General features: G+C 71.4%; 21 protein-coding genes. 8 read left to right on the top strand and 13 right to left on the bottom strand.

All coding sequences use genetic code 11. The annotated features are described in order from the left end of the window. Positions 1-41 precede the first annotated feature (41 nt). The 3 genes from ABD259_RS03545 to ABD259_RS03535 all read right to left on the bottom strand — a co-directional run bounded on the left by ABD259_RS03545 (position 42) and on the right by ABD259_RS03535 (position 3,003). Positions 42-617, bottom strand: a complete 576-nt coding sequence (locus tag ABD259_RS03545; RefSeq protein ID WP_344099031.1) for a sigma-70 family RNA polymerase sigma factor — start codon at positions 615-617, stop codon at positions 42-44. Positions 618-725: 108 nt separating this feature from the next. Then, on the bottom strand, positions 726-1,880 hold the full coding sequence (locus tag ABD259_RS03540; protein ID WP_344160133.1) for an anhydro-N-acetylmuramic acid kinase: 1,155 nt from the start codon (positions 1,878-1,880) through the stop codon (positions 726-728). 214 nt (positions 1,881-2,094) lie between these two features. Beyond that, positions 2,095-3,003: a universal stress protein gene (locus ABD259_RS03535; RefSeq protein WP_344099035.1), complete on the bottom strand. Its 909-nt coding sequence runs from the start codon at positions 3,001-3,003 to the stop codon at positions 2,095-2,097. 339 nt (positions 3,004-3,342) lie between these two features. On the opposite strand from ABD259_RS03535, the gene lysX reads away from it, so the two are divergent. The 6 genes from lysX (at position 3,343) to ABD259_RS03505 (ending at position 11,685) form a co-directional block, all read left to right on the top strand. Next, the gene (gene lysX / locus ABD259_RS03530) at positions 3,343-6,765 is read left to right on the top strand and encodes a bifunctional lysylphosphatidylglycerol synthetase/lysine--tRNA ligase LysX (protein WP_344160130.1); all 3,423 of its coding nucleotides are present in this window, start codon (positions 3,343-3,345) and stop codon (positions 6,763-6,765) included. Further along, positions 6,762-7,493: a DUF998 domain-containing protein gene (locus ABD259_RS03525; RefSeq protein WP_344099039.1), complete on the top strand. Its 732-nt coding sequence runs from the start codon at positions 6,762-6,764 to the stop codon at positions 7,491-7,493. Before lysX ends, ABD259_RS03525 begins: the two co-directional genes overlap by 4 nt. 241 nt (positions 7,494-7,734) lie before the next feature. Next, complete coding sequence (locus ABD259_RS03520) at positions 7,735-7,947, top strand: hypothetical protein (RefSeq protein ID WP_344099041.1); 213 nt, start codon at positions 7,735-7,737, stop codon at positions 7,945-7,947. 215 nt (positions 7,948-8,162) lie between these two features. Continuing rightward, positions 8,163-8,867: a response regulator transcription factor gene (locus ABD259_RS03515; protein ID WP_344160127.1), complete on the top strand. Its 705-nt coding sequence runs from the start codon at positions 8,163-8,165 to the stop codon at positions 8,865-8,867. After that, positions 8,867-10,354: a sensor histidine kinase gene (locus ABD259_RS03510; RefSeq protein ID WP_344099045.1), complete on the top strand. Its 1,488-nt coding sequence runs from the start codon at positions 8,867-8,869 to the stop codon at positions 10,352-10,354. The genes ABD259_RS03515 and ABD259_RS03510 overlap by 1 nt, the downstream gene beginning before the upstream one ends. Positions 10,355-10,701: 347 nt before the next feature. Continuing rightward, positions 10,702-11,685 carry a DMT family transporter gene (locus ABD259_RS03505; RefSeq protein WP_344099047.1) on the top strand — a complete coding sequence of 328 codons (984 nt, stop codon included), beginning with the start codon at positions 10,702-10,704 and terminating at the stop codon, positions 11,683-11,685. Positions 11,686-11,746: 61 nt separating this feature from the next. Here the strand turns inward: ABD259_RS03505 and ABD259_RS03500 are convergent, their stop codons facing one another. The 10 genes from ABD259_RS03500 to ABD259_RS03455 all read right to left on the bottom strand — a co-directional run bounded on the left by ABD259_RS03500 (position 11,747) and on the right by ABD259_RS03455 (position 21,450). Continuing rightward, entirely contained in the window at positions 11,747-13,060 is a 1,314-nt protein-coding gene (locus tag ABD259_RS03500; RefSeq protein WP_344099049.1) for a glycosyltransferase, read from the bottom strand. 580 nt (positions 13,061-13,640) lie between these two features. Continuing rightward, positions 13,641-15,461, bottom strand: a complete 1,821-nt coding sequence (locus ABD259_RS03495) for a S1C family serine protease (protein WP_344160124.1) — start codon at positions 15,459-15,461, stop codon at positions 13,641-13,643. Between the two features lie 168 nt (positions 15,462-15,629). Then, on the bottom strand, positions 15,630-17,339 hold the full coding sequence (locus ABD259_RS03490) for a polyamine aminopropyltransferase (RefSeq protein ID WP_344160121.1): 1,710 nt from the start codon (positions 17,337-17,339) through the stop codon (positions 15,630-15,632). 190 nt (positions 17,340-17,529) lie between these two features. Beyond that, positions 17,530-17,949: a DUF350 domain-containing protein gene (locus tag ABD259_RS03485; RefSeq protein WP_344099055.1), complete on the bottom strand. Its 420-nt coding sequence runs from the start codon at positions 17,947-17,949 to the stop codon at positions 17,530-17,532. A 117-nt stretch (positions 17,950-18,066) separates the two neighbouring features. Then, positions 18,067-18,321 carry a hypothetical protein gene (locus tag ABD259_RS03480; RefSeq protein ID WP_344099057.1) on the bottom strand — a complete coding sequence of 85 codons (255 nt, stop codon included), beginning with the start codon at positions 18,319-18,321 and terminating at the stop codon, positions 18,067-18,069. Positions 18,322-18,330: 9 nt separating this feature from the next. After that, positions 18,331-18,909 carry a DUF2617 family protein gene (locus ABD259_RS03475; protein ID WP_344099059.1) on the bottom strand — a complete coding sequence of 193 codons (579 nt, stop codon included), beginning with the start codon at positions 18,907-18,909 and terminating at the stop codon, positions 18,331-18,333. Between the two features lie 8 nt (positions 18,910-18,917). Next, the gene (locus tag ABD259_RS03470; protein WP_344099061.1) at positions 18,918-19,526 is read right to left on the bottom strand and encodes a DUF4178 domain-containing protein; all 609 of its coding nucleotides are present in this window, start codon (positions 19,524-19,526) and stop codon (positions 18,918-18,920) included. Positions 19,527-19,718: 192 nt separating this feature from the next. Continuing rightward, entirely contained in the window at positions 19,719-20,597 is an 879-nt protein-coding gene (locus tag ABD259_RS03465) for a sulfurtransferase (RefSeq protein WP_344099063.1), read from the bottom strand. A 72-nt stretch (positions 20,598-20,669) separates the two neighbouring features. Further along, on the bottom strand, positions 20,670-21,092 hold the full coding sequence (locus ABD259_RS03460; RefSeq protein ID WP_344099065.1) for a hypothetical protein: 423 nt from the start codon (positions 21,090-21,092) through the stop codon (positions 20,670-20,672). Further along, on the bottom strand, positions 21,085-21,450 hold the full coding sequence (locus ABD259_RS03455) for a hypothetical protein (RefSeq protein WP_344099067.1): 366 nt from the start codon (positions 21,448-21,450) through the stop codon (positions 21,085-21,087). The genes ABD259_RS03460 and ABD259_RS03455 overlap by 8 nt, the downstream gene beginning before the upstream one ends. A 636-nt stretch (positions 21,451-22,086) precedes the next feature. On the opposite strand from ABD259_RS03455, the gene ABD259_RS03450 reads away from it, so the two are divergent. Together ABD259_RS03450 and ABD259_RS03445 are read left to right on the top strand one after the other, a co-directional pair. After that, complete coding sequence (locus tag ABD259_RS03450) at positions 22,087-24,177, top strand: HelD family protein (protein WP_344160118.1); 2,091 nt, start codon at positions 22,087-22,089, stop codon at positions 24,175-24,177. A gap of 226 nt (positions 24,178-24,403) precedes the next feature. Next, positions 24,404-25,939: a CYTH and CHAD domain-containing protein gene (locus ABD259_RS03445; RefSeq protein ID WP_344099071.1), complete on the top strand. Its 1,536-nt coding sequence runs from the start codon at positions 24,404-24,406 to the stop codon at positions 25,937-25,939. The last annotated feature ends 6 nt before the right edge of the window (positions 25,940-25,945 follow it).

The raw sequence follows: 25,945 nt of genomic DNA, 5'->3' as shown, positions 1-25,945 counted from the left end.
GCGCGTCGCCGCTCCCTCGCTAGCCACTCCAGCCAGGTACTTCAGTCAGGTTGTTCCCTCTCGTCACGCTCCTTGAGGGACTCGCGCAGCTGGCGCAGGCCGTAGTGCATCCTCGACTTGACCGTTCCGGCGGGGATCCCCAGCGTTTCCGCGGTCTCGCTGACGGAACGGTCACGCAGGTACACGTGGGCCAGGACATCGCGGTGGTGCGCCGCCAGCCCGCGGAGTGCTTCCAGCACGACCATCGCCGACAGCGTGGGTTCGGACCCGTCGGGAACCGGCGGTTCGGCCTCGATCCGGTCGGCCACGATCTCCTGGGGGCGGTGGCCGCGCTGGCGGCGGTTGTCGATGACGATGCGTCGAGCCACGGTCAATAACCACGCCCACAGGCTGTGGGGCTCGATTTCGAGGCGGGAGGCGTTGCGCCAGGCGCGCACGACGGTTTCTTGGACCACATCCTCGGCCCATTGCTGGTCACCGCCGGTCAGGTGCCGGACGTTGCGCAGGAGGGGGACCTGGAACTCCTGGTAGAGCGTGCGTACCAGCTGGTCGTGGCGCTCTTCCAGGTCGTCGTCCGCGGTCGTCTGGCGAACTGTGGGGGGAGTTGGACGCCGCACACCCTCATAATCGCCGATACCAGCCGAAGACACTCGGAAATCCAGAAATTCCGCGAATCGCCAGATGACGGACGTATGCCCAGGTCAACCTACCTGCCGACCACGAGGTCACGATCGCCCCACGACGCGTAGGCGTCGCGGTAGCGGACGTCGGTCCATGTTCGGAGTGATCCGCCCGGCCAGGGTGGAATGGCGCGCCCCGGTGCAGGAGGGGATCGTCGCGGGGATGCCGTGCCACGTCAGGAAGCCGAGCAGGGCGAAGAGGCAGGCCTCCTTGGCGTCGGGGTCGATATCGAACGCGGCCGAGGTGTCCACGGTGGCCGGGGCGAGCGCGGCGCGCAGCGCCTCGGCGAGCACGGGGTTGCGCAGCCCGCCGCCGGACGCGATCACCTCGGTGACCCCGTGGGCGCGGCAGGCCTCGGCGACCGTCTCCGCTGTGAGCGCGACGAGCGTGGCGCACAGGTCGTCCTCGCTGACGTCGGTCCCGTCGAGCGCGGAGTCCAGGTAGCCGGAGTGGAAGAGTTCCTTGCCGGTCGACTTGGGGGCGGGCCGCGCGTAGTAGGGGTCCGCACGCAGCCGCCCGAGCAGGCCGGGATGGACGCGCCCGCGCCGCGCCCGGTGCCCGTCGACGTCCATGGCCTCGCGCCCAGCGGTGGCCCGCCGCACGGCCGCGTCGAGCAGGGCGTTGCCCGGTCCGGTGTCGAACGCGACCGGTGGGCGCCCCGGCGCGACGACGGTGAGGTTGGCGATCCCGCCGACGTTGAGCGCGGCGGCCGGCGCGTCCCGCCCCGACAGCCACAGCACATCCAGCGTGCTCGTCAGCGGAGCGCCCTGCCCCCCGGCGGCGATATCGCGGGCACGCGGGTCGGAGACGACGGGCAGGCCGGTGGCCTCGGCGATCCAGGCTGGTTGCCCCAGCTGCAGCGTTCCGCGCGCCTGCCCGTCCTCCACCCAGTGGTACACGGTCTGCCCGTGGGCGACGACGAGGTCGGCGGTCCGCCGCGGGCACAGGTCGCCGATCGCCGCCTCGGCAGCGTCTGCGAAGGCCTGTCCGATCCGGGCGTCGAGGCGGCAGACGGCGTCCAGCGTGGTCGGCGCGGGCGGAAGCGCGGCGAGGATGTCGTCCCGCAGCCGCCCGGGGTAGGGGACCTCCCGGTACGCGACGGGGGCCAACAGCACCTCCCCCGCCTCCAGCCGCAGGTCGGCGACGGCGACGTCGATGCCGTCGACCGACGTTCCGGACGACAGGCCGAGGACGATCACCCATGCTCCTCTCCGCTGCTAACGCACAGTGACCCGCCGTACCTCGTAATGATCACGACAATCCCTCGAAGGATCTCCAGTTCGCCTCCCGCGCTCGCGCGATAGTCGCGGAGCGGGGTCGCGGGTTAGCCGCGCGGCCCTGTCCGTGCTGGCGTGCCCCATGCGCTGAGGCGGGCAGCGGCGCCGAGCACGGGGCGGTGGGGGCGTCGGGCCCTCAGTGCACGATGGCCACGGGGCCGTGGGCGCCGTGGAGGATGGACTGGCTGACCGAGCCCAGGAGGAGGCCGGTGAATCCGCCTCGGCCGCGCGAGCCCACAACGATGAGGTCGGCCGGGGTCGCCTCCTCCAGCAGGGCGACGACGGGGTGGGCCCGGACCGCGCGGACGTCGACGATCACGTCCGGGTACTGGGCGCTGGGTTCGCGCAGTTCCTCCTCGGCGGTGCGGCGCGCCGCGGCCTCTATCGCGCCGTCGTCGAACGCCTCCGGCGGGACCGGTCCCATCGCCGAGGCGAAGGCGGCCATCGGCTGCCACGCGCACACCGCGACGAGTTCGGCGCCGACCGCGTGGGCCTGCCGGAAGCCGAACTCCAGGGCTCGGCGGCTCGGCTCGGAGCCGTCGACGCCGACGATGATGCGGCCCCTGGCCCCATGCGCCGACTCGTGTTTCTTCGGCAGCACCACCAGCGGCACCGGGCAGCGCGCCGCCAGCTCCACGCCGACCGACCCAACGAACGCCGTGGCCAGACCGCCCAGTCCGCGCGATCCGATGACCACCGCGGCCGTCTCGGGCTTGGCCGCCTCCTCCAGCAGGGCCTCGGCCGGGCGCGCGGCGGCCAGTTTTTCCTCCACGTCGAGTTCGGGGAAGATCCGCAGCACCCAGTCGCGCGCGTAGTCGAGCAGCGCGCGGGCGTCCTGCTCCCGCGCGGAGGAGGACGAGGATTCACCCGCGTGGACGACATCGCTGAACGGCCCCTCCGCCACGAGCGGCCAGACCGCGGTGACGATCCGCACGCCGAGTCCGCGCTGCACCGCCTGGTTCGCCGACCACTCCAGCGCGTACCGGCTGGAGTCGGACCCGTCCACCCCGACGACCATCCGTCGAAGCTCGGGCGTGTTGCTCATCTCACCCGCCTCGCTCTCCTTGGGCCCTTCGGCCCCTACCATCAGCCTAGGTCGGCCCGAGCGCCGCGCGCGGCTCCCGGACCGGCACTGCGCCGCGCCCGCTGATCACCTTTTACCCATACATGGGTGCCCTGTTGTTCGCTCTCGACCGCGCGCCCGCCATTATGGCGGTTTTGGATGCGCCTACTTTCGGCCACCGAATTCAGCCACACGGATGAGGCCGTCCCCGGCGCACGTGCGCGATCCTGGTGCTCGGTGCGACCAACGCAGTACAGGTCCGCAGCGGACCCAATGGAGTTCCATTACGAACAGCAGTTCAACGATAACTGGGGGTAATCGTTGACCGTCATTTCCAGCCCGGCCGAGTCCGGCCGCACACAGCCTGCCGGACGCGCTGACACCGAGGCGCGCCCATCCGCTTGGCAGCGTGTCAAAGCGGCGATCCCGGGCATTCTGGCGACGGTTCTGACACTGATCGCGGTGCTGTGCGCGCTGCGAGCGCTGTCACTCCCCCTACGCACACGCACCGAGGGGATCGCCGAGTTCATCGAGGTCATCCTCGTGCCCGCGCCACCCAACCTCGCCTATGCGGTGTTCCTCGGCCTGCTGGCCGGTGCGCTGGCCTCCCGCAAGAAGGTCGCGTACCGCATCGCGCTCATCTACCTGGCGCTGATCGTGGTCCTCGACTACCTCGTGCTCGTCGGCCTGCTGCTCACCGGAATGACCGACAGCGACGTCGACTGGCTCTACTGGTTCATCGTCCCCAACACCGCCATCATGACGCTGCTGCTCGTCCTGCTGGTGGCGGCGCGCGACGCGTTCCGGGCGAAGGTGCAGCCGGGGTCCTTCTTCAAGGCGATCGGCGTGCTCGCAGCGGGTTTGGGCGTGGGCATCCTGCTCGGCTGGGGTCTGGTCGAGATGTTCCCCGGAACGATCGCCACCACCTCCAACCGGTTCCTGTGGGCAGTGGAGAAGGTACTGGGCGGCGCCCTGCAGTTCACCGTCGGCCGCGAGGGGAACGCACCCGGCTGGGTCAACCTCACCCTCGGCCTGTTCGGCGCCATCGCCCTGCTCCTCGCGGTGCTGGTGCTGTTCAAGTCGCAGCGGGCCAAGGCCGAACTCACCTTGCCCGACGAGGCGCGCATCCGCGCGCTCCTCGACGCGCACGGCGAGCGCGACTCCCTGGGCTACTTCGCCACCCGCCACGACAAGACGGTCCGTTTCTCCCCCAGCGGCAAGGCCGCCGTCACCTACCGCGTCGTGGCCGGAGTCAGCCTGGCCAGTGGCGACCCCATCGGCGACCCCGAGGCGTGGGGCGGGGCCATCCGCGCCTGGCTCAACGAGGCCGAGGAACACGCCTGGACCCCCGCTGTCATGGGCGCGGGCGAGGAGGGCGCCAAGGCCTATGCCCGCGCGGGGCTGAGTGTCCTGCAGCTCGGTGACGAGGCCATACTCAACGTCGGCGACTTCACCCTGGAGGGCCGCGCCATGCGCGTGGTCCGCCAGGCCGCCCACCGCGTGGAGCGCGCCGGGTACACCCTCCGGGTCCGCCGGCACTCCGAGATCCCCGCCGATGAGATGGAGAAGATCATCGACCGGGTCGACGCCTGGCGCGACACGGAAACCGAGCGCGGTTTCTCGATGGCGCTGGGCCGCCTTGGCGACCCCGACGACGGGCGCTGCGTGCTGGTCGAGACGCTCGGGCCGGACGGGCGACTGGCCGCTGTGCTGTCCTTCGTGCCCTGGGGCACCACCGGGCTGAGCCTGGACGTGATGCGCCGCGACCGCGAGGCCGACAACGGGCTCATGGAGTTCATGGTCGCCGGGCTGATGAAGCACGCCCCGCGCCTGGGCGTGAAGCGGGTCTCGCTCAACTTCGCGGTGTTCCGCGCCGCCTTCGAGGAAGGGGCGCGCATCGGCGCCGGGCCGGTGCTGCGCGCCTGGCGCGGCCTCCTGCTCTTCTTCTCCCGCTGGTGGCAGCTGGAAGCGCTGTACCGCTCCAACGTCAAGTACCGCCCGGTGTGGAACCCGCGCTTCCTGTGCTTCGGCGAGGCGCGCGACCTGGCCAAGGTCGGCCTGGCCTCGGCCATCGCCGAGGGGTTCGTCACCGCGCCGCGGCTGCCGACCCTCTTCCGCCGGTCGGCGCAGCGGCCGTCCATCGCCGCCCCCCGCTCGGTCCCGGCGCAGGAGCGCGAGGTCGCCGCGGCCCTCGTGGCGGGCGACGAGACCGCCGCGGAGTTCGACGACCGCGACCCCGTGGCCGTCGAGCGCTCCGGCCTGCCCGAGCAGATGCGGGTCCGGCTGGACAAGATCGACGCCATCCGCGGCGACGGACGCAACCCCTACCCGGTGGGCTTCGGCCGCACGCACACGTGCGCGGCGGCCCGATCCCTGGCCGAGGGGCTGGCCCCCGACACCGACAGCGGCACGGAGGTGTCCATCACCGGCCGGGTGACGCTGATCCGCGACCACGGCGGCGTCTGCTTCGCCACGGTCGGCGACTGGAGCGGCGAGGTCCAGATCATGCTGACCGAGGCGACCACCGGCAAGGAGGGCATGCAGCGCTGGCGCCACGACACCGACCTCGGCGACCACGTCGGCGTGCGCGGCACGGTGGCCACCAGCCGCCGCGGCGAGCCGTCGGTCGCCGTCACCGAATGGCGGCTCACCGCCAAGTGCCTGCGGCCGCTGCCGGACAAGCGCCGTGGCCTGGCCGACCCCGAGGCGCGGGTCCGCCAGCGCTACCTCGACCTCGCCGTCAACGCCGACGCGCGCGCGACGCTGCGCGCGCGTACCGCCGCGATCTACAGCCTGCGCGAGTCGCTGGTCGGACGCGGGTTCATGGAGGTCGAGACGCCGATCCTGCAGCCGGTGCACGGCGGCGCGAACGCCCGCCCGTTCACCACCCACATCAACGCCTACGACATGGACCTCTACCTGCGCATCGCGCCGGAGCTGTTCCTCAAGCGCCTGTGTGTGGGCGGCGTGGAGAAGGTCTTCGAGCTGGGCCGGACGTTCCGCAACGAGGGCGTCTCCTTCAAGCACAACCCGGAATTCACCATGCTGGAGGCCTACCAGGCCTACGCCGACTACAACGACATGCGCCTGCTCACGCAGGACATGATCCAGAAGGCGGCGATCGCGGCCAACGGCGCGCCGGTGCTGCGCCGCCGCAACAGCGACGGGTCGATGAGCGAGATCGACATCAGCGGCGACTGGCCGGCGATCCCGATCAACACCGCGATCTCGGAGGCCACCGGGACCGAGGTCACCGCCGATACCCCGGTCGAGGAGCTGATGGCGCTGGCCGAGCGGCACGGCGTTCCGCTGCAGGAGGGGTGGAACCGGGGCGAGATCGTGCTGGAGATGTACGAACACCTGGTGGAGGAGAAGACGGAACAACCCACGTTCTACCTGGACTTCCCCACCGAGGTGTCCCCGCTGACCCGCCAGCACCGCGACGACGCGCGGCTGGCCGAGAAGTGGGACCTGGTCGCGTTCGGGACCGAGCTGGGCACGGCCTACTCCGAGCTGATCGACCCGGTGGAGCAGCGCAAGCGGCTGACCGCCCAGTCGCTGGCCGCCGCCGCGGGCGATCCCGAGGCGATGGAGCTGGACGAGGACTTCCTGCGGGCGCTGGAGTACGCCATGCCGCCCACGGGCGGTCTGGGCATCGGCGTGGACCGGCTGATCATGATGATCACCGGCCTGACCATCCGCGAGACCCTGCCGTTCCCGCTGGTGCGGCCGGGGGCCCGGTGAGCTCCGCAGACCCGCCCGGCCGACCGGCGGAAACGACCTCGGCCGCCCCGGTCGGCCGGGCGGCGGCACGCGTGGGCAGGATCGCCGCCATCGCCACCGCTGTCAGCTACAGCGCGTGGCTGGTGGAGTTCGTCCTGCCCACGGGGATCGATCCTGGCTTGAGCTTCGTCAGCGAGCTGTCCGCGGCCGACGCCCCGTTCGGCGCCCTGTTCCGGGCCACGGACCGGGTGTCCGGCGTGCTGGCGATCGTGTGCGCGCTGGCCGGACTGGCCTGGGGGAGCCGCGGACGCTGGTCCCGGGTGCTCTGGCTGGGCCTCCTGCTCTTCGGTGGCGCGACCTTCGCCGACACCATTCTGACGATGGACTGCATGGTGTCGGCCGACGCGGTGTGCGCGGCCAAGGAGCGCGCCGGCGAGCTGTCGGCCGCCCACACCGCCCACTCCTACTCCAGCTCGGTCTCGGGCACCGCCGGCCTGGTGGGGGCCGGGGCGCTGGCGCTCCACCAACGCGGCAGCCGAGCGGCGGGACCCGTGTGGGCGCTCTTCGCCACGCAGCTGGCGGCGATGGCCGCCGTCCTCGTCCTCCTCGCCATCGGCGGCGGCCAGCCGGTCGACGGCCTGGGTATCGCCCAGCGCGTCCAGATCGGCGCGGTGGCGGCGTGGCTGGTGGCCGTCGGCGTGCTGTCGGGGCCGTGGCACCAGGCTCCGGGACCACGCCACGGGGCCTGACTCCGACAGCAGCGGAGTCACCCGAGTCAATGGGCATCGGGCTCGGGGACGTCGGGAACGCCGAACGTGCGCCGACCGAACATGCCGCCGTGGACAGCCCACCGCCCCGCAGGCTCTGGTCGGGCGGCCTCCACGTCCGACCAGGGGAAAGCTGGTGGCCAGGTCGGCACGCGACGTTTCCCGCGCTGCATCTGAGGACACGCACCGTAGTGATGCAATCCCCCCGTGAGATCGGAGAAGCATGCCGTCGCGTCCCATCGCCGTGCTGATCGCCGCGGCCGTCGCCGCCCTGTCCGTCTCGGCCGTGGCCCCTGCCACCGCCCAGCAGTCCGTCTCCGCCGACAAGTGCGTCGCCGGCGGCGGAGTCGTCCTTCCCGACCGGGAAGGCAGTCCCACGGGCTTCGTATGCTCCGGCGGAAAGCACGACGGCTCAAGCATCAGCCTCTTGGACTGACCACCCCCCATGTCCGTCCCCGGCGGAGGGATCCGCCGGGGCCTCCGCGTTCACGGAAGCGAACCTTCCGGGCGCTGGCGGGGATCGTCGCGAGGCGCCGATCCGGGGGCAAGGAGGGGGACGCCGCACAGACCGCGCGCCGGGCGGGCGCGGGTCATACGTGATTCGTCGTGTCCTCTTACCGTTGTCTCACCCGGATGCGGAAGCATGGAGACATGACGCCCTCCAGCACCGTGCTTATCGCTGATGACGACCGCGCCATTCGTGAGTCCCTGGAACGCGCCCTGGAACTTGAGGGGTACCAGGTGCAGACGGCGAGCGACGGGGTGGAGGCCCTGGCGTCCGTACACGCCCAGCCGGTGGACCTCCTCGTGCTGGACGTGATGATGCCGGGGGTCGACGGGCTCGGGGTCTGCCGGGTGTTGCGTGCCGAGGGGGACCGCACGCCCATCCTGATGCTCACCGCCCGGGTCGAGACACCCGACCGGGTGGCGGGGTTAGACGCCGGGGCCGACGACTACCTGCCCAAGCCGTTCGATCTCGACGAGCTGCTGGCCCGGCTGCGCGCGCTGCTGCGCCGCGTCGGTCCCTCCTCCGACGCCGAGGGGGCCGAACCGCCGATCCAGGTGGGCGATCTGCGGCTGGACCCGGGCGCGCGGCGGGTCTGGCGCGGCGACCGCGAGGTGGAGCTGTCCAAGACCGAGTTCGACCTGTTGGAGCTGCTGGCCCGCAACTCGGGCATCGTGCTCGACCACTCGACGATCTACGACCGCATCTGGGGCTACGACTTCGGACCGGAGTCGAAGAACCTCGCGGTCTACATCAGCTACCTGCGCCGCAAGCTGGAGCCTGAGGGCGCTCCCCAGCTGATCCAGACGGTGCGCGGCGTCGGGTACACGCTGCGTCCGCGGACACCGTGATGGTGAAGGACACCGAGAGACACCGGACAGAGGGGACGGCCGCCGACAAGCACGCGGGGAGCCGGAAAAGGTTCGCCTGGCGTCTCCCTCCGCTGACCGACTGGCGGCTGGGCACCCGCTTCGCCGTGTCGTTCGCGCTGGTCGCAGCGGTCGTCATCGCGCTCATCGGGTCGCTGGCCTACAGCACGGCGGCCACAATGATCCGTTCCGACGCCCAGGACGAGTTCCAGGCCACCGTCGAGAGCCTCACCAATGACCTGCGCAACCCGACAGTGGGGCCGCGCCCCGACACCGGCGACTCGCTGAACTTCCTGCACTCCGACTCCTTCACCTTCCAGGTGGTGGCTCCTAGCGGCCGCATCTCCGTCCCGGTGGGGGGCGACAGCAAGGTCGAGATCCTGCCGGTCCGGGCCTCCGACCGGACGGTGGCCGCGATGGACGAGCCCGGCGTGGCGCGGACGCGCACGGACACCAACAACGGCGAGGAGTACCGGATCGCCACGGTCTCCCTCGGGGGCGGCAACGGCGCCATCCAGATCGGCCAGCGGCTCTCCCCCATCGAACGGCTGCTGGGGACCCTGGCCGCGCAGATCGCCGGCGTCGGGTTCATCGTGCTCATCAGCGCCGGACTGGCCGGGTGGTATGTGGCCGAGCGCGTGACCGGGCGCCTGGTGCGGCTGACCGAAGCGGCCGAGTACATCAGCTCTACCGGCCGCCTCGACTTGGAGGCGCGGGAAGGCGGGGCCACCGGCAAGGACGAGGTCGGGCGGCTCAGCCGGGCGTTCGACGGGATGATCTCGCGCCTCGCCGGGGCCAAGGAGGAGCAGCACCGCCTGGTGCAGAACGCCTCGCACGAGCTGCGCACTCCTCTGACAAGCCTGCGCACCAACGTGGCCGTGATGCGGCGTTTCGATCGCCTTTCCCCCGACGCGCAGCAGCGCCTGATCGACGATCTCCAGGGCGAGACGCGTGAGCTGACCGACCTGGTGAACGAGCTGGTGGAGCTGGCCACGGACACGCGGGAGGACGAACGGCCGCGCGAGGTGGGGCTGCGCGAGATCGCCGAGAACGTGGCCGAGCGGGCACGGCGCCGCACCGGCCGGGAGATCGTCGTGGACGCCGACGACACCGTGGTCTTCGGCCGCCCCCAGGCGTTGGAGCGCGCCCTGTCCAACCCGGTGGAGAACGCCGCCAAGTTCGACACCGAGAACGCCGGGCCGATCGAGATCGTGATCCGGGACGGCCGTATCGAAGTACGCGACCGGGGGCCAGGGGTCGACCCGGAGGAGCTGGGTCATATCTTCGAACGCTTCTACCGCGCGACATCGGCGCGAGGGATGTCCGGATCCGGCCTCGGCCTGTCCATGACCCAGGACATCGCCACCGCGCACGGAGGCCAGGTCATCGCCTACAACCGGGAGGGCGGCGGTGCTGTGATCGGTTTCACCGTGCCGCCTGCTCGGGCAGCTGAGGGGCCGGGCGCGTAACCGACGGCGCTGGTTCGTGCTCACGACCGGGTAGTCTCGATCTGCCCCGTATCGTCGCTCTCATCCGCGTCCGGACGGGTCCGGGCTGATGCTCGGCGGGTGGTCGTCGACCATACCAGGGGCCGAAGGGCGCAGGCCGTCCGGGGCACGTCGTGCCTGCACCCCTTCGCAGGAGTGTCTTCGGTCCATGGCCTCCCCCCACACCCGGCTCTCTACAGTGGCCGAATCGCTGTGTTGGGGAGAACCGGATCGCCAGAGCGCGCCGTTAGGCAAGACGGGAACTGGGCACAGGCGTGGCAGCTCATGCCGACGCGGGCCGGTCGTGAGGGGAAGGGGCAGGTCCGTACATGACGTGGGCAGTGATCATCGCCGTCGTGGGAGCGCTGGCTGTCGCGGCGGGTGCGGCTCTACAGGAACGGGCCGCGGTGAGCGCTCCCTTCGGCATCAGCCAGGTCCACCTGTTCCGCCATCTCATGCGCAGCCGCCGCTGGATGCTCGGCTTGGCCCTTACCGGAATCGGTATCGGCGGCCACATGTTGGCCCTGGTCCACGCCCCCCTCATCCTCATCCAGCCGATCCAGACCACCGGCCTGCTGTTCGCTGTGGTGCTCGCCGCGTTCTTCGGCAAGCGGCGGCTGTCCGTGGCGCAGGTCCTCGGTAGCGGCGCGGTGACCGTAGGGCTGATCGCGCTGCTCACGGCGCTGCCCTTGCACGCTGGAGACCCCATTCTCACCAGCCGGGAGATCGTGCTCATGCCGCTGGTGTGCGTCGGCGGGATGCTGCTGTGCGTGCTTGTGGCGCGTTTCGGCGGCGCGAGCACGCGGGCCTGGACGTTCGCCCTCGCGGGGGGCATCGGGTTCGCCGTCACCTCCGCGCTCGCGCGCTTCGTCGGTGTGGGCATGCTCGACGACCCGGCCTCGGCGCTGCGCCCGCTCACCGTCCTCGCCGTGGTCATCGGGTTGAGCGGCGGCATGATCGTGCAGAACTCCTACCGGACCGGGCACTTCACGCTCGCCTACGCCACGCTGATGATCAGCGACCCGATGTCCGCCGCCATCCTGGGCGTGGTCTTCTTCGGAGAGCGGCTGCCCGCCGACCCGGTGGCCGCGACCGTCGCGGTGGCCGGGGCCCTGGTCTGCGCGATCGGCGTCATCACGCTCGCCCGCGCCACCCATGCCCGGGGCCGCGCGACCGGCGCGGCGGCGGTGAACACCGGCCCTCCCGCGACCGGCGTCCGGGCCGCCGCGTCCGCGCCGTCAGCAACGCTCGGCGCGGAGCCGCCGACGTCGGACGAGGCGGGCGAGGACGCCGAGGAACCCGTCTCGCGGTAGCCAGCGGCGGGCCCCGCGCCCACAGCTGGGGGCGGCGGAGGCCGCCCGGCCGGGACCGGAACTACCGCGACCGCACCCGCCTTGTCGGGACAGCGCGCGCGACCTCGGCGTAGATCGCCTCGAACCGGTCCAGCGACCGCTGGTGGTCGTGGCGGGCCGCCATCTCCCGGCTCGCGCGCCCCATACGGTCGCGCTCGTCGTCGGCGGCCAGGATCTCACTCAGGTACTTGGCCAGGTCGGAGCGGCTTCCCGGCTCGTACAAGTAGCCGTTGTGGCCGACGTCGACGAGCTGCGGCAGCGCCATCGCGTCGGCGGCGACGACCGGGAGCCCGCTCGCCATCGCCTCCAGCGTCGCGATGCTCTGCAGCTCCGCCACGCTCGCGATGGCGAAGACGTCCGCCGCGCGGTAGGCCAGCGGGAGGTCCTCATCGTCGACGAAGCCGAGGAAATGCACCCGGTCGGCGATGCCCTCGGTCTCGGCGAGCTTCTCCAGCCGCTGGCGCTGCGCCCCGGTCCCCACCAGGACCAGCTGCGCGTCCTCGACGGTGACGTGCGGGAGCGCGCCGATGAGGTCCTCGATGTGCTTCTCCTCGTCCAGCCGACCGACGAACAGGTAGGTGGGCCGGTCGGGGACGCCCAGGTGGGCGCGGAGGTCGCGCTTGGACGTCCAGTGGCGCCGGTCCCGTGAGCCGCTCGGCTTCTCCCCGAAGGGGTGGAAGCGCAGCAGGTCGATGCCGCAGGAGACCGCCTCGACGGGGCGCCGGTAGCCCTGGTCGAGCAGGAGCTGGGCGGCCGTCCGGGTCGGCGTGGTGACGTGCTCGACGTCGGCCAGCACGCGGGCGAAGTCGCGCCAGGCGAAGGTACCGATGGCGTTGCGCAGGCCCGCCGGAACGTACATGTAGTTGAACAGGTTCTCTGGCATGAAGTGGTTAGTGGCCACGACGGGGATGCCGTGGCGACGACCCGCGCTGATCAATAGGCGGCCCAGGATGAAGTGGTTCTGGATGTGGATGACATCGGGCCGGAGACGCTGAAGCAGCCGGTCGATATGGCCCGGGACGCCGAACGGAAGCGAGAGCCGGACGGATTCGTGCACCAGCGACGACATCGAGCGCAGCCGGTGCTCCACCACGCCGCCGCGCTCGATCACCCGCGGCGGGCCGTCCGGCGACGGGCAGAGGACGTGCACGTCGGTACCGCGTTCGGCCAGGCCGTGAGCGAGCCGAGAGGTGAAGAAGGCGGCGCCGTTGACGTCGGGCGGGTAGGTGTCGGTCCCGATCAGAACGCGCGGACGCGCGGAGCCGGTTCCGGTGCGCTGCCGCGGAACGCTCCCTGTCCTTGCGCGGTGTCCGGTCGAGGAGTCGGTGACGGCCATGATCGGATCTCCTGGTGTGTGCACGTGGGGGATGGGGCGCGCGCCACGATTCTGATCGTCTTCGGTGGCCCGCTGTCATCCGTGCGATGACGCGGAGAAGTCGGCTCAGTACCACCTGGTTCCGCGAACGATACGCGAGGAGGGGCCGCTCTACGGAGCGCCCTACCGGTGTGTTGCGGGCGGAGACCCTGGCAGGAGTCGGCCGCGCGCGTCGGCGGCCGTGTCGGGGGGACTGCCGCGGGGTGCGATTGCACCCCGCCCCGCCCCCCATGAGGTGCGATCCTCCGCGGTGACGACGGCCGTGCGCGGGCGGCCGTCCGCGTATGGGGAAGGAACACGCCGACGGCCGCCGCGACCGCGAGTGGCCACCGCCCGGCGGAATGCCGCCGGCGGGATGGCGGGAGGGCCGCCGAGCGGCACTCCCTCTTCCTCTAACGCGTATCGGCGCGGGGACGGTTTCCCGGTCCGACCCGTTGGCGGGCTCATCGGGACCGCGGTGCACCCCGCGCACACAAAAAGATCAGCCTCCGGCGCATGTCCCCCACGGCATGCACCGGAGGCCGCTTGGCGGCCCGGAGGCCTAGCTACCGGTTCCGTTCGCGCTCTGGGCGGACAGCGTCAGCTCCACCTCGGCGTCCTTCCCGTCGCGCTCGTAGCCGATCTTGACCTTGTCGCCGGGCTGCTGAGAGCGGATCTCGGCGATCAGCGCGTCCGGGCTGTCGACCTGCTTGTCGTTGACCGAGGTGATGATGTCGCCCCGCTTCAGGCCGGCCTCGGCGGCGGCGCCGTTCTTGGCGGTATCGACGATGGCCACGCCGTTGCCGTCCCGCGTGCGGGTGATCGTGGCGTCGATCGCCGCGTAGCTGGCGCTGCCCTGCTTGATGAGCTGCTCGGCGATGGGCTTGGCCTGGTTGATCGGGATGGCGAACCCCAGGCCGACCGAACCCGAGTCACCGGACTGGCCGAGGCTCGCGATGGCCGTGTTGATCCCGATGACCTCGCCGTTCATGTTCATCAGCGGCCCACCGGAGTTCCCCGGGTTGATCGGGGCGTCGGTCTGGATCGCGTTGATGACGGTGGAGGTCTGGGGCTGCGCTCCGCCGGGGTTGGGTTCACCGAACCCGAACGGGGACAGCGGGTCCTCCGGCTCCGGCTGATTCGGTGCGACACGGCCGGTGTTCACCGGGCGGTCGAGCGCGCTGACCACGCCGGAGGTCACCGTTCCGGACAGCCCCAGCGGGGAGCCGATGGCGACGACGTCCGCACCGACCTGGATCTTGCTGGAGTCTCCGAGGGTCGCCGGGGTCAGACCGGACTTCCCCTTCGCCTTGACGACCGCGAGGTCGGACACCGGGTCGGTGCCGAGGATCTTCGCCTCGGCCTCGCTGCCGTCGTTGAACTGCACCAGGACCGTGTCTCCGCGGGCCTCGGACACCACGTGGTTGTTGGTCAGGATCTCCCCGTCGGAGCTGATGATCACGCCACTGCCGCCATACCGGCCGGCCTGGATGGACACCACGCTCGGCAGCACCTTCTCCGCGACCTTGCTGACGCTGCCGGTGGACACCGAGCTCGCCTGTCCGTTGGTCAGCGAACTCGTGGACGGGCCGTCGGAGCGGTCCAGGAAGTAGGTGGTGGCGACCGCGGCGGCGGGCCCCACGATCAGGCTGGTCACGACCGCGGTCGCGGCGACCGCTCCGAGCAGCTTCCTGCGTCCCCACGGCCGCCCCTGCTGCTGCGGGCCTGGTTCCGCGGGCGGCATCCCGAACACCCCCTCGGGCGGGGCCCCGTGACCCGCGCCGCCGCCGTACCCGCCGGGCGCGGGCTGCGGTCCGCTGGGGCCGTCCGGCCCACCCTGACCGCCGGGGACGCCGTGGCCCCCCGGGCCGGTCGGGCCGCCGGGGACGGCACCGAACGTCTGCGTGGTCGAGGCGCCGGGCGTCCACGGCGCTGATGGCGGGGTCTGCTGCGCCTGCTGTCCCGCCGGTGCGTCCGCGCCCGGCGCGGACTCCGGGGGCTGCTGCGGGGGGTGCTGGCTGAAGTGCCAGAAGGTCCCGGTGCCCGTGGCGTAGCCCTCCCCGGGCATGCCCTGCGCGCGCGGCGGGTGGTTCGCCACTGCCGACCGCCAGGCGCCGTCGGGCGGGGTGCTGCCCGCCGCGGGAGCGGAGGTGTCGGTGGTGTCGGCGCCCCGGGGGTCCCCGGCGGCGGCCGCTTCGCCGGCGCCCGCCGTGCCGGTGGCGTCGTCGGCGCGCGGCGCGTCGTGCGCGTTCGGGTCGCCGCCCGCGTTGGGCGCCGGAGGCGTCTCGGTGCCGTCGCCGCCTTCGTCGCGGACATCGCGCTGGTCACGGTCGTCGTGGCCCTCGCCGGTCGGGACGCCGCCGTGGGGGTCGTTTGCGCTCATATGGTCCTCCGGACGAGTGGCTCGGGAGCGGGGGTGCGCACCCCGCTCAGCTCCATCACTCCAATATTCTCCGCCGGAGGTTAGAACCGGGTGAAACCGCGGCTAGGTGGGGTTTCGAGTGCGCGGCCCGGTGTCCGCCCGTGCTGCCCGCGCGCCGCTGGACGCCCTTTAGTAGCCCTCCCACCCCTCCTCGTGGTAGCCGATGATGTAGGGGTGGAGCAGGCTGGAGGCCTTCGCGCCGTCGGGGCGGCGGTCCTTGGGGAAAACCTGGGCGGCGTCCAGCATCGCGGCGTCCAGGAAGCGCAACTCGGGATGGTCCTCGGGAAGCTCCAGCTCGGGCGCCGTGTCGTCGTCGGCGGCCATATAGAAGCCCCAGTTCCCGAAGCTCGGCACGTCGACGTTGTAGGGCGTGGTCGCCAGCCCGGCCTCCGTGAGGGCCGAGCCCACGCTCCAGTAGGCGTCGGCGGCGAAGAAGGGGGATCCGGCCTGCACGCTGGCCAGCGCGCCGTCGGCCATCGCGTGCCGCATCAGCGAGTAGAACTCCACGGTGTACAGCTTGGAGGTGGCGACGTCCTCACCGTCGGGCATGTCGACGATGACGGCGTCGTACTTGTGCCCGTTGTCGCGCAGCCAGTTGAAGGCGTCCTCGTGGACCACCTCGACGCGGGGGTCGGCGAACGCGTCGTCGTTGAGGTCGCGGATGGTGGGGTCGGTACGGGACAGCTCCACGACGGCCGGGTCCAGGTCGACCAGGGTGACGCGGCGGACGTCGTCGTAGCGCAGGACCTCGCGCAGGGCCAGGCCGTCGCCGCCGCCGAGCAGCAGCACTTCGCCGCGCCTGCCGGTCATCGCGGGGTGGACCAGCGACTCGTGGTACCGGTACTCGTCGAGCGAGGAGAACTGCAGGTCACCGTTGAGGAAGAGGCGGGTGTCCGTGCCGTCGAACGACTCGGTGACGACGATTTCCTGGTAGTCGGTGCGCTCGGCGTGGACGATCGGGTCGCGGTAGAGCGCCCCGCGCGCGTTCGTCTCGAAGCGGTCCGAGCCGACGAAGGCCACCGCCAGTACCACCACGACCAGCGCCAGCCCGGCAGCCAGAAGCAGCCGCCCGCCGCGGGTCAGCTCGGAGCGGAACAGCCACAGCACGATGGCGACGCCCACGACGGCGTTGAGAGCGCCGACCGTCAGCGCGCCCTTGGGCAGGCCGAGCAGTGGCAGCAGAAGGAACGGGAAGGCGAGTCCGCCGATGAGCCCGCCCACGTAGTCGGCGGCGAAGAGATCGGCGACCGCCGTCGCGGCGTCCTCCTCGCGGATCTTCTGGATCAGCGTCATCAGCAGCGGGATCTCCGCACCGATGAGGGCGCCGATGACGAACGCGATGAGGATCAGTGCGGGACCGTACAGGCTGAACCAGGCGAAGGACGCGTAGAGCAGCAGCACCGACAAGCCGCCGATCAGCGACAGCAGGCCTTCGATCAGCGCGAACGAGAGCGCCGAGCGGGCCTGTAGCCGTTTGGAGGCCAGGGAGCCGACCCCCATCGCGAACACCATCACCGAGAGCACGATCGAGGCCTGGGTGATGGTGTTGCCGAGCAGGTAGCTGCCGAGGGCGACCAGTGCGAGCTCGTAGACGAGGCCGCAGGCGGCGCAGACGAACACCGCGAACAGCACCAGGAACCGCGCCAGGCGGGGCGGGACCGGGAGTTTGGCGCGCGCCGGGCCCGGCGCGGGACCGTCGGCGGCCTCGGGGGCCGCGCCCGACCCGTCGCCGGGTGGCGTGTCCGTGGGGACGGCGACGGCGGTGTCCGCGGGAGCGGACTCCTGCGTCCCGGGACCGGGCTGCGGGTGCCGAGCGTCGTCGGCGTCCGACCCGCTCACGGCGCTGTCCGATCGGTGGGAGTCATCGACGCTGGATTCCTCTTTCTGGGGAAGGGCGCGCACAGCCCCGGACCCTGCGGGTCCGGGGCGTCAGGCGCGCACGGCTGTCGCGTGGAAAAAGGGGGCGGGCACACCGCGGACGGAATGCCGACTGTCAGCGGACTGCCGACGGGCGCGGCCGGGCGACGCGTCAGGAGATAGCCGCGGCGACGACGAGGGCGACAGCAATGTGAGCGGACGCGTTCACCCAGGTCGCCGGGTGCAGCTCGGACTGGTTCAGGATGTCGCCGATCTTGGCGGGCGTGAGCAGGTCGATGATGAGGAACGCGGCGGCCATGAGGATGAGGCCGACACCGCCGTAGACGGCGGTGGTGATGAGGCCGGAGGCGAGTCCGAACTCGCTGGCGAAGATCGCCGAGACCACGACGATCGCCACGCCCAGCGTGTTGGCCGACACCATCAGCGTGGCGTTGCGGTTGCCGTCCTCCCAGATCAGCTTGTGCAGCCGACCCGGCGTCAGCACATCCACGATGAGGTAGCCGACGACCATGACCAGCATGCCGACGACACCGTAGGCGAGGGCCGCGCCCGCGTTGTACAGGATGTCCATCGTTACTTTGTCTTCTTCCTGTTGGGGGTTGCGTGCAGGGTTACGTCGTGGGAAACCGGGACCACGCCACGGGTGACCTGTGTGGTGCGTGCAGCCGGTGCACGGCCGCAGGGGAGACTACTTGCCCCAGCCGGGGCCACCGCCCCGGTAGTCGCTGCCGGAGCCGTACTTGCTGCCGCCGCCGCTGCTGCCGCCGAAGAACCAGAATCCGCCGCCACCGCTACTGCTGCTGCTTCCGCTGTCGCCGTAGTAGCCGTCGTAGTCGTCATCGTCGTCACAGCTGGCCACCACCAGTACGAACAGCACAATGATGGCGATGACCACCACGATCGTGATGATCTTGCGCTGATCTTCGTCCAGGTGCTCATCCATCGCTTCGTCCTAGGTCCGGGGGAAGTCGGCCGAGGCGAAGACCACCGACGTCGTGGTCGTCACCAGCTCGGCGCTTTGGGGGTAGGCGTGCCAGGTACGCCAGGTCAGGGCCGCCTCACCGGGACCGCCGGGGGCGAGCAGGGCCAGCGCGGTGACAGCGAGGGGGCTGCCGGGGAACGTACCGATCAGCGCGTCCTGACGCGACGCGGCCGCGTCGCGCAGCCGCGTGACCCGGGCCGCGAACTCTCGTTCCGCGCCCGCGAAGGACTCGACCACGGAGTCGAAGGTGTAGTGCGCCGCACCCGGCCCGGCGGCGGTGGTGCGCTCCGGCAGCGCGCCCGCATGGTCGGGTAGGCACGCCACGGTCTCCAGCAGCTCACCGCTGCCATCCTCATCGACCGCTCCCGCGTCGCCCCCCGACGCGGTGACCCGCACCTGGTGCGAGGCGCCGAGCACCCGGAGCTCGACGTATCCATACGGGGTGGGAACAGTGCGGACCGCCAGTGCCTCGACCAGCGGGTGCTCCAGCGACCAGGCGAGATCGGCGGCCCGGGTGTCGACGAACGGCGCGCTCACGAGTGTGTGCACGGCCGCCCTCACCCGCCCGGGTAGATGGTGAAACTCCCGGGTGTCACCGTGACACCGGTGCTGACCTCCCAGTGCCCGTGGTCAAAACGCTCAAAGGCGAGGAGATGACCGTTGGGACCCTCATAGTCGGCGTAGTCCATGGCGCCGTGCGACGACAGTCCGGTGGTGCCCTCGGAGCGGTAGGACGCCGAACCGCGCTCGGACAGCCGGTAGCTGATGCCGTCGACCTCGATCGTCTTCGCGTTGGGGATGAGGTCGAGTTCGGGACGCCCGGTCCACAGGGCAAGTTCGAGGTCGGGGTCCTCCTGCACCGTCAGCCAGCGCTTGCCCTCCTGGACTTCCAAGAAGTGCTCGCTCCAGGTGAAGCCGCCTTCGGACAGCCGCAGCGAGCCGCGGATCCAGGTGCGGTCGCCGCCGAAGTCCACCATGTCGCCCGCCTTGAGGGTGCGCGGGTCGCCCTGGGTGTCGGTGACGTCGGCGAACGGGTCGCGGGGCGCGGCCGCCTGGTGAGAGGAGGTTGGGGAGCTCGTGCCAGGAGACGAAGGGCGCCGCGGTCGCCACAGGTAGATCACCAGGGCGATCAGCCCCGCGATGATCAGAAGTAGCAGAAATATCACCGTTGACGCCCCACTTCCCTACATTCGTCCGGCCCGTCGGCGAGTAGAGCGTACAGACCAGAGATCACAATCCGGCTGCCCGCACACCCCTGACCTGGCCGACCCCGGACAGGAAGCGGGGGAACCGCGCGGGGACGCCATGCGTCGCGCTGCCCGGTCCGGGGCAGATCCCGGCCCCGGGTCAGATCACGTTCAACCGGCGCTGGTTCCCGGTGCACCGTCCCCGGTCTCGACCGGAAGCTCGCCGTCGGCGGCCCAGGCACTCCACGCGCCCGGGTACAGGCGCGCGCCGGTGAACCCGGCGTGCTCCAGGGCCAGCAGGTCGTGGCAGGCGGTCACACCGGATCCGCAGTAGGCGGTGACGGTGGTGGCGGTGTCGGCTCCGAGAGCGGCGAACCGCTCGCGGAGACGTTCGGGCGCGGCGAAGTGTCCGTCCTCGGCGAGGTTGTCCGGCCAGGCGGCGCTGCGCGCTCCGGGAATGTGGCCGGCGCGCGCGTCGACGGGGGCCGGTTCGGCTCCGGTGTAGCGGCCGTGCACGCGGGCGTCGAGGAGCAGCTGGGACGGGTCGGCGGTCGCGGACCGCACGGTCGCGGTGTCGACGACGCGGTCGGCGGGCCAGGGGCGCGGCGTCCGCGGTCGGGGCTCGGGGGTGACGGCGCCGGTCTCCAGGGCACCGGTCCACGCCTGGATGCCGCCGTCGAGGAGCGCGGCGGAGCCGCCGAGGACACGCAGCATCCAGACCAGGCGTGCGGCCATCGATCCCCCGGCGTCGTCATAGGCCACCACGGGGGTGTCATCACCGATCCCGAGGCGGCCCAGGGCAGCGGCGAAGTCCCCGGGCGTGGGCAGCGGGTGGCGTCCGCCGCCGGTGGTGGGCGGTGCGGCGAGATCGGTATCCACATCGGCGAACACCGCGCCGGGCAGATGACCGCCGAGGTAGGCGTCGCGGCCGGAGCGGCCGTCGAGGTAGAAGCGGACGTCGGCGACCCGGACGGCATCGATGTTGCGCGCCAGCCACGAGGCCGTGACGACGACGGGCAGGTGTGCCGGATCGTGCTGCTGGTGTGCCATGGCGCACAAGATATACCCGCCCGTGACGCGGTCGCGGTAGCGGATCGGCGGTGCCGTGAATCGGGGGGCGGGTTACGAGGTGGAGGCGCTTGACCGTTCGCGTCCGCGGACGTGCCGCAGCCACAGCAGTCCGAGCACGGGAAGCACCAGGGGGATGAAGAGGTAGCCGCTGCCGAAGTTCGACCAGACGGTGTCGTCGGGGAAGGCGGCGGGGTCGAGGACGCTGAACGCGCCGACGGTCACCACCCCCAGCAGCTCGATGCTGCAGGACGCGACCGCGATGCGGTGCGACGTCCGGTCGCTGCGGGCGATGCCGACCGTGGCGACGATGTAGATGACCCCGGCCAGCGCGGAGAGGAGGTAGGCCAGCGGCGCCTCCTCGAACCGGGTGAGGATCTGCACGGCGGCGCGGGCGGTGGCGGCCAGCGCGAAGACGGCGTAGACCGCGACCAGCACCCGCCCCGGACCGGACCGGCTCACGGCGATGTCAGACAAGAGAGGGGTCCCAGATCTGTTCGAGGCGGACCATCATGACCGGCAGGATCAGGCACGCGAACGCGATGACCGCCGGTCCCCAGCGCGTACGCTCCATGAGCCCCCACAGCGCGCACGCCGGGGGAATGAGCACGACCGTGGCCAGGTAGGCGACGAAGGTGGCCATCTCGGCGGGGCGCTCGCCACCCACCATCAGGACCACGGAGACCACGGCCTGGCCGAGGAGGAGCAGCCACAGCAGGCCCATGCCGATGAGGTGCCAGGTGTCCATCGACCGGTTCCGGAAGGTGGAGATCAGGGTCCACACGGCGATGGCCAGTGAAGCGATCTCAATGGTGGCGGTCAGCCCACCGATCACAGCTGCATCCGCCTCCTCCCGGTCCCCGCGCGCCCGTCCCGTTCCCACAGGTCGGGTCGGCACTTGCCAACACGACTACGACGCACTGTAGTACGTGAGGCGGGGGTAGCGGGAATCAGCTCGTCGCGCGCCCGAGCAGGCGGCGGCCTCAAGGCGGAATCTCAATGGCAGCGTCGGCCATAGTGAACATGGGCGTACGGGTTTCCGTTGCGATCACCGACCATCCACGCTGGCGTGCTACATACGCGGCACGGGCGGCCGCCAGCTCACCATGGAAGCGATCCTTCGCAAGGACATCCAGGACCCGGCCGCTCATCGCCCACCGCGTCATCGTCCGCAATGGTGATCTTCGTCGTGGCCGTGCCACAACGGCATGGCATTGGTAAGGCGAGCACAGGGTTTTCTAGGAACGGCTCGTTCTACCCAACCGGCGCCGAGCCCCCTACCGCGCACGAGAAAATCGTGTGGCGTTGGCCGGGGCCGTGAACTAGAATCCGGTTCTTCTGTGTCGGCGGCGTCCACTGCTATGCGCTGAGGATCGGAACGAACCGGCTGGCATCGGCCCCGGGGCGGGACCCACGCACCCCAATTGCCGCCGTATGTCCCGTCCGCTTCGAGCCCCGAGGTCTGCCCTCCATGAGCGTCCCCGAGCCATCCCCTGCCGTCGATCCCGAGATACAGGCCGAACGCGAACACCTCGCCGCCTCCCGTGCCGCGCTGCGCCGGATGCGGGACGACGTTCTCGCCACCGAGACCCCCACCGTCTTCGGTGACTGGGTCTCCACCCAGGTGCTCCAACAGGCCCGCGCACTGCGCGCGGAGGCGTTGGAGGACATCCCCGACACCCCCCTGTTCTTCGGCCGCCTCGACTTCGAGCCCGGCACCGTGTTCGAGGACGGTCAGGAGGGTGTGGAGGCACCAGCCTCGGACGGTGTCGATCGGCTGCACATCGGGCGCCGACACGTCCACGACGAGCACGGCCGGGCCATGGTGCTCGACTGGCGGGCGCCGATCTCCGTCGCGTTCTACCGCGCCACCCCGCAGAACCCGATGAACCTCCGAAGCCGGCGACGCTACGGGTTCGACGGCAACGCGCAGCTCACCGCGTTCGAGGACGAGTCGCTGACCGATGGCTTCCCCGAGTTCTCCCAGCTCGGCGGGGAGCTGCTCACCGCGGAGATCGAGCGCCCGCGTACCGGCCCCATGCGCGACATCGTCGCCACCATCCAGCCCGAGCAGGACGACCTGGTGCGCGCCGAGCTCGACACCACCCTGTGCGTCCAGGGCGCGCCCGGCACCGGCAAGACCGCCGTCGGTCTGCACCGCATCGCCTATCTCCTTTACACCGAGCGCAAGCGGCTGAGCCGGTCGGGCGTCGCCATCGTCGGGCCGAACCGCTCCTTCCTCTCCTACATCCGCAACGTTCTGCCCGCGCTGGGCGAGGTCGATGTCACGCAGACCACCGTGCGCGAGCTGCTGGAGACGGTGCCCGTGCGCCGCACCGACGAAGCGGACACGGCCCGGGTCAAGGGCGACGCCCGCATGGCCGAGGTGATCCGGCGCGACCTGTGGTCGCGCCTGCGCGAGCCCGACGCGACCCTGGTGGTCCAGCGCGGATCGCGCCGCTGGCGCCTCTACCCCGACGAGCTGGCCGCGCTCCTCGACGAGCTGCGCGAACGCGGCGTCAGCTACGGCTCCGGCCGGGACCTTCTGGCGCACCGCATCGCGCACACGATCCTGTCGCAGATGGAGGCGGCCGGTGAGGCGTGCGACGACCGCACCCACGACCAGGTTCGGCGCACCCCTGCGGTGAAGGCGGCGGTCACCGCCGTGTGGCCCAAAGCCGACCCGGTCAAGCTCGTCCTCGGCCTGCTCACCGACGCCGACCGGCTGGCCCGAGCCGCCGACGGCATCCTCTCGCCCGAGGAGCAGGCCGCCGTGATGCTTCCCGGCCGCCCGCGCGGGCCGAAGTCGGCGAAGTGGTCCGAAGCAGACCTCGCGCTGATCGACGAGGCGGCGGCGCTCATCGAGCGACCCGAGACCATCGGCCACCTCGTTGTGGACGAGGCCCAGGACCTCAGCCCCATGCAGTGCCGCGCGCTCGGCCGCCGCGCCGCCAGCGGGTCGGCGACCGTGCTCGGCGACATCGCCCAGGGCACCAGCCCCTCGGCCACGGGCGACTGGCCCACACTCCTGCACCATCTCGGCAAGCCGGACGCGCGGCTGGCCGTGCTCGACCGGGGATACCGCGTCCCCGCCCAGATCATCGACTTCGCGGCGCGCCTGCTCCCGGCCATCGCCCCCGGCCTCGGTGCCCCCGTCGCGGTCCGCCGCTCCCCCGGGTCGCTGCGCGTGTCACCTGCCACGGCAGCGTCCTATGGCGCCACCGTCGTCGATGCCTGCCGCGCCGCGCTCAAGGGCGAGGGGTCGGTCGGGCTGATCGCCGCCGACGCCGACATCACCGACCTGCACCGGATGCTGACCGCGGCCGGGCTCGACTCCGATGTCCTCGGCGAGACCGACGACGCGCTGGAAGCCAATCGGCTGGTGTGCGTCCCGGCCTCCCTGGCCAAGGGCCTTGAGTTCGACGCCGTCGTCACCGCCGAACCGTCCCGCATCGTCGCCGCCGAGCCGCGCGGCCTGCACCGCCTCTATGTCGTCCTCACCCGTGCGGTCAGCGCCCTGCACGTCGTGCATGCCGATCCGCTACCGGAACCCCTGCGGTAGAGGGCGCTCCGGCGCCGCGATCCGCCCGCCGTGCTCACGGGGACCGGCCCGACGTGCCGGTCTCCTCCCCACCGGCGGGCGGACGCGCCCAACCATGTCCGCCGTCCTGACTGAGACGCACAGGGGGTGGGTAATTCGCTGTTATAGACGATCCATATCTCGTCCCTTGCGTTTCGTAGGCCCTACCGCACCCCTCGGGCACACAGGCGCCGGAGGTGGACACTCGGTGCAGGAACACATCGAAATCGAGACGAAGTACGAGGTCAGCACGGACTTCGAGCTTCCGGACCTCACCGACCTGGCACCCGGCGGCATCGATTCGGCCAAGCACCGACTGGTCGCGACCTACTTCGACACCGAGGAGATGCGCCTGGCCGCACGCCGCATCACGCTGCGCCGCCGCACGGGAGGGCCGGACGCAGGTTGGCACCTCAAGATCCCCTGGGGGCCGGACGCGAAGAGGGAGTTCCACGCGCCCTTGGGAAAACACGGTCGGCGGGTCCCGGCACGGCTGGCCCGCCTCGTGGCTTCGGCATCCCGGGGCGCCCCGCTGATTCCAGCCGCTCGGATCAGCACCGACAGGACCGAGTACGCGCTGCTAAACAAGCCCGACGAGCCGCTCGTCTTGCTCGCCGACGACGCAGTCAGCGGAGAAGTCCTCGTGGGTGCTGAGGACGAGTCGGCGACGCGCTGCTGCTCGTGGCGGGAGGTCGAGATCGAACTGGCCTCCTCCGGGACCAGGAGGTTGCAGCGGCACATAGGGGAGCGGCTCGTGAGCGCCGGGGCGGCACCCTCGGAAAGCGGGTCCAAACTCCTGTTCGTGCTGGGTGATCGCGTGCCGCCACCCATCCCCCGCCCCGACGGCGGCAGCGCGGGCGATGTCGTACTCCGCTACCTGTGGGACCAGGTGGAGCGGCTGCTCGACTACGACCCTCGGGTTCGGCTGGACGAGGAGGACGCCATCCACCAGATGCGGGTGGCCACGCGCCGCATCCGCACGGTGCTCCAGGTGTTCCCGTCGATCATCGACCGGGAGGCGACCCGGCCGATCGCCGACGAGCTGCGATGGCTGGCCGGTGTGCTCGGCACCGCACGCGACCTGGAGGTGCTGCGCGCGCGGTGCGCGACTCGGCTCGCCGAGCTGCCGGAGCGGGCCGCTGGCCAGGCGATTACCGACGCTTGGCTCAGTGTGCTCGACGACCAGCGGCGCAGCGCGCACTCGCGCATCGTCCGCGAGCTGTCACGCACGCGGTACTTCTCCCTGCTCGACGAGCTCGACCGGCTGCGCGGCGACCCGCCGCTGACCGAGAAGGCGCTTCGGGAGGCACCCGCCATCCTGCGGTCCGACGTCAAGCGCGCCTGCCGCCGCATGGACGCGGCCCACGAGCGCGCCATCACCGCCCCCGACGCCGAGTCGCGCGTCACCGCCTGGCATGACGTTCGCAAGGCCGCCAAACGCACCCGCTACGCGGCCACCCTGGCTCAGCCCGTGTTGGGCACACCGGCGCGGCGCATCCGCGCATGGGCCACCGAGCTGCAGGAGATTCTGGGCGACCACCAGGACGGTGTGGCGCTGCGGACCTACCTGAACGAGAACGCGCGGCGTCTGGCCCCCGCAGGCGCGACCGGCCGCGACGCCACCCTCGTGACGCTCGGTGCCCTGGTCGGATCCGAGGTCACGACCGGGCGCGCGCTCATCGACCAGGCCGAGCGCACGTGGGAGGCCGGGCCGGAGCCGAAACAGCTGCTGGGCGGCGGGTAGGCGGGG

Origin of the sequence: Nocardiopsis rhodophaea (assembly GCF_039530945.1) — a bacterium.
In the GTDB taxonomy this organism is placed as follows: Bacteria; Actinomycetota; Actinomycetes; order Streptosporangiales; family Streptosporangiaceae; genus Nocardiopsis_C; species Nocardiopsis_C rhodophaea.
This window is presented reverse-complemented; position numbering and strand designations above follow the sequence as displayed.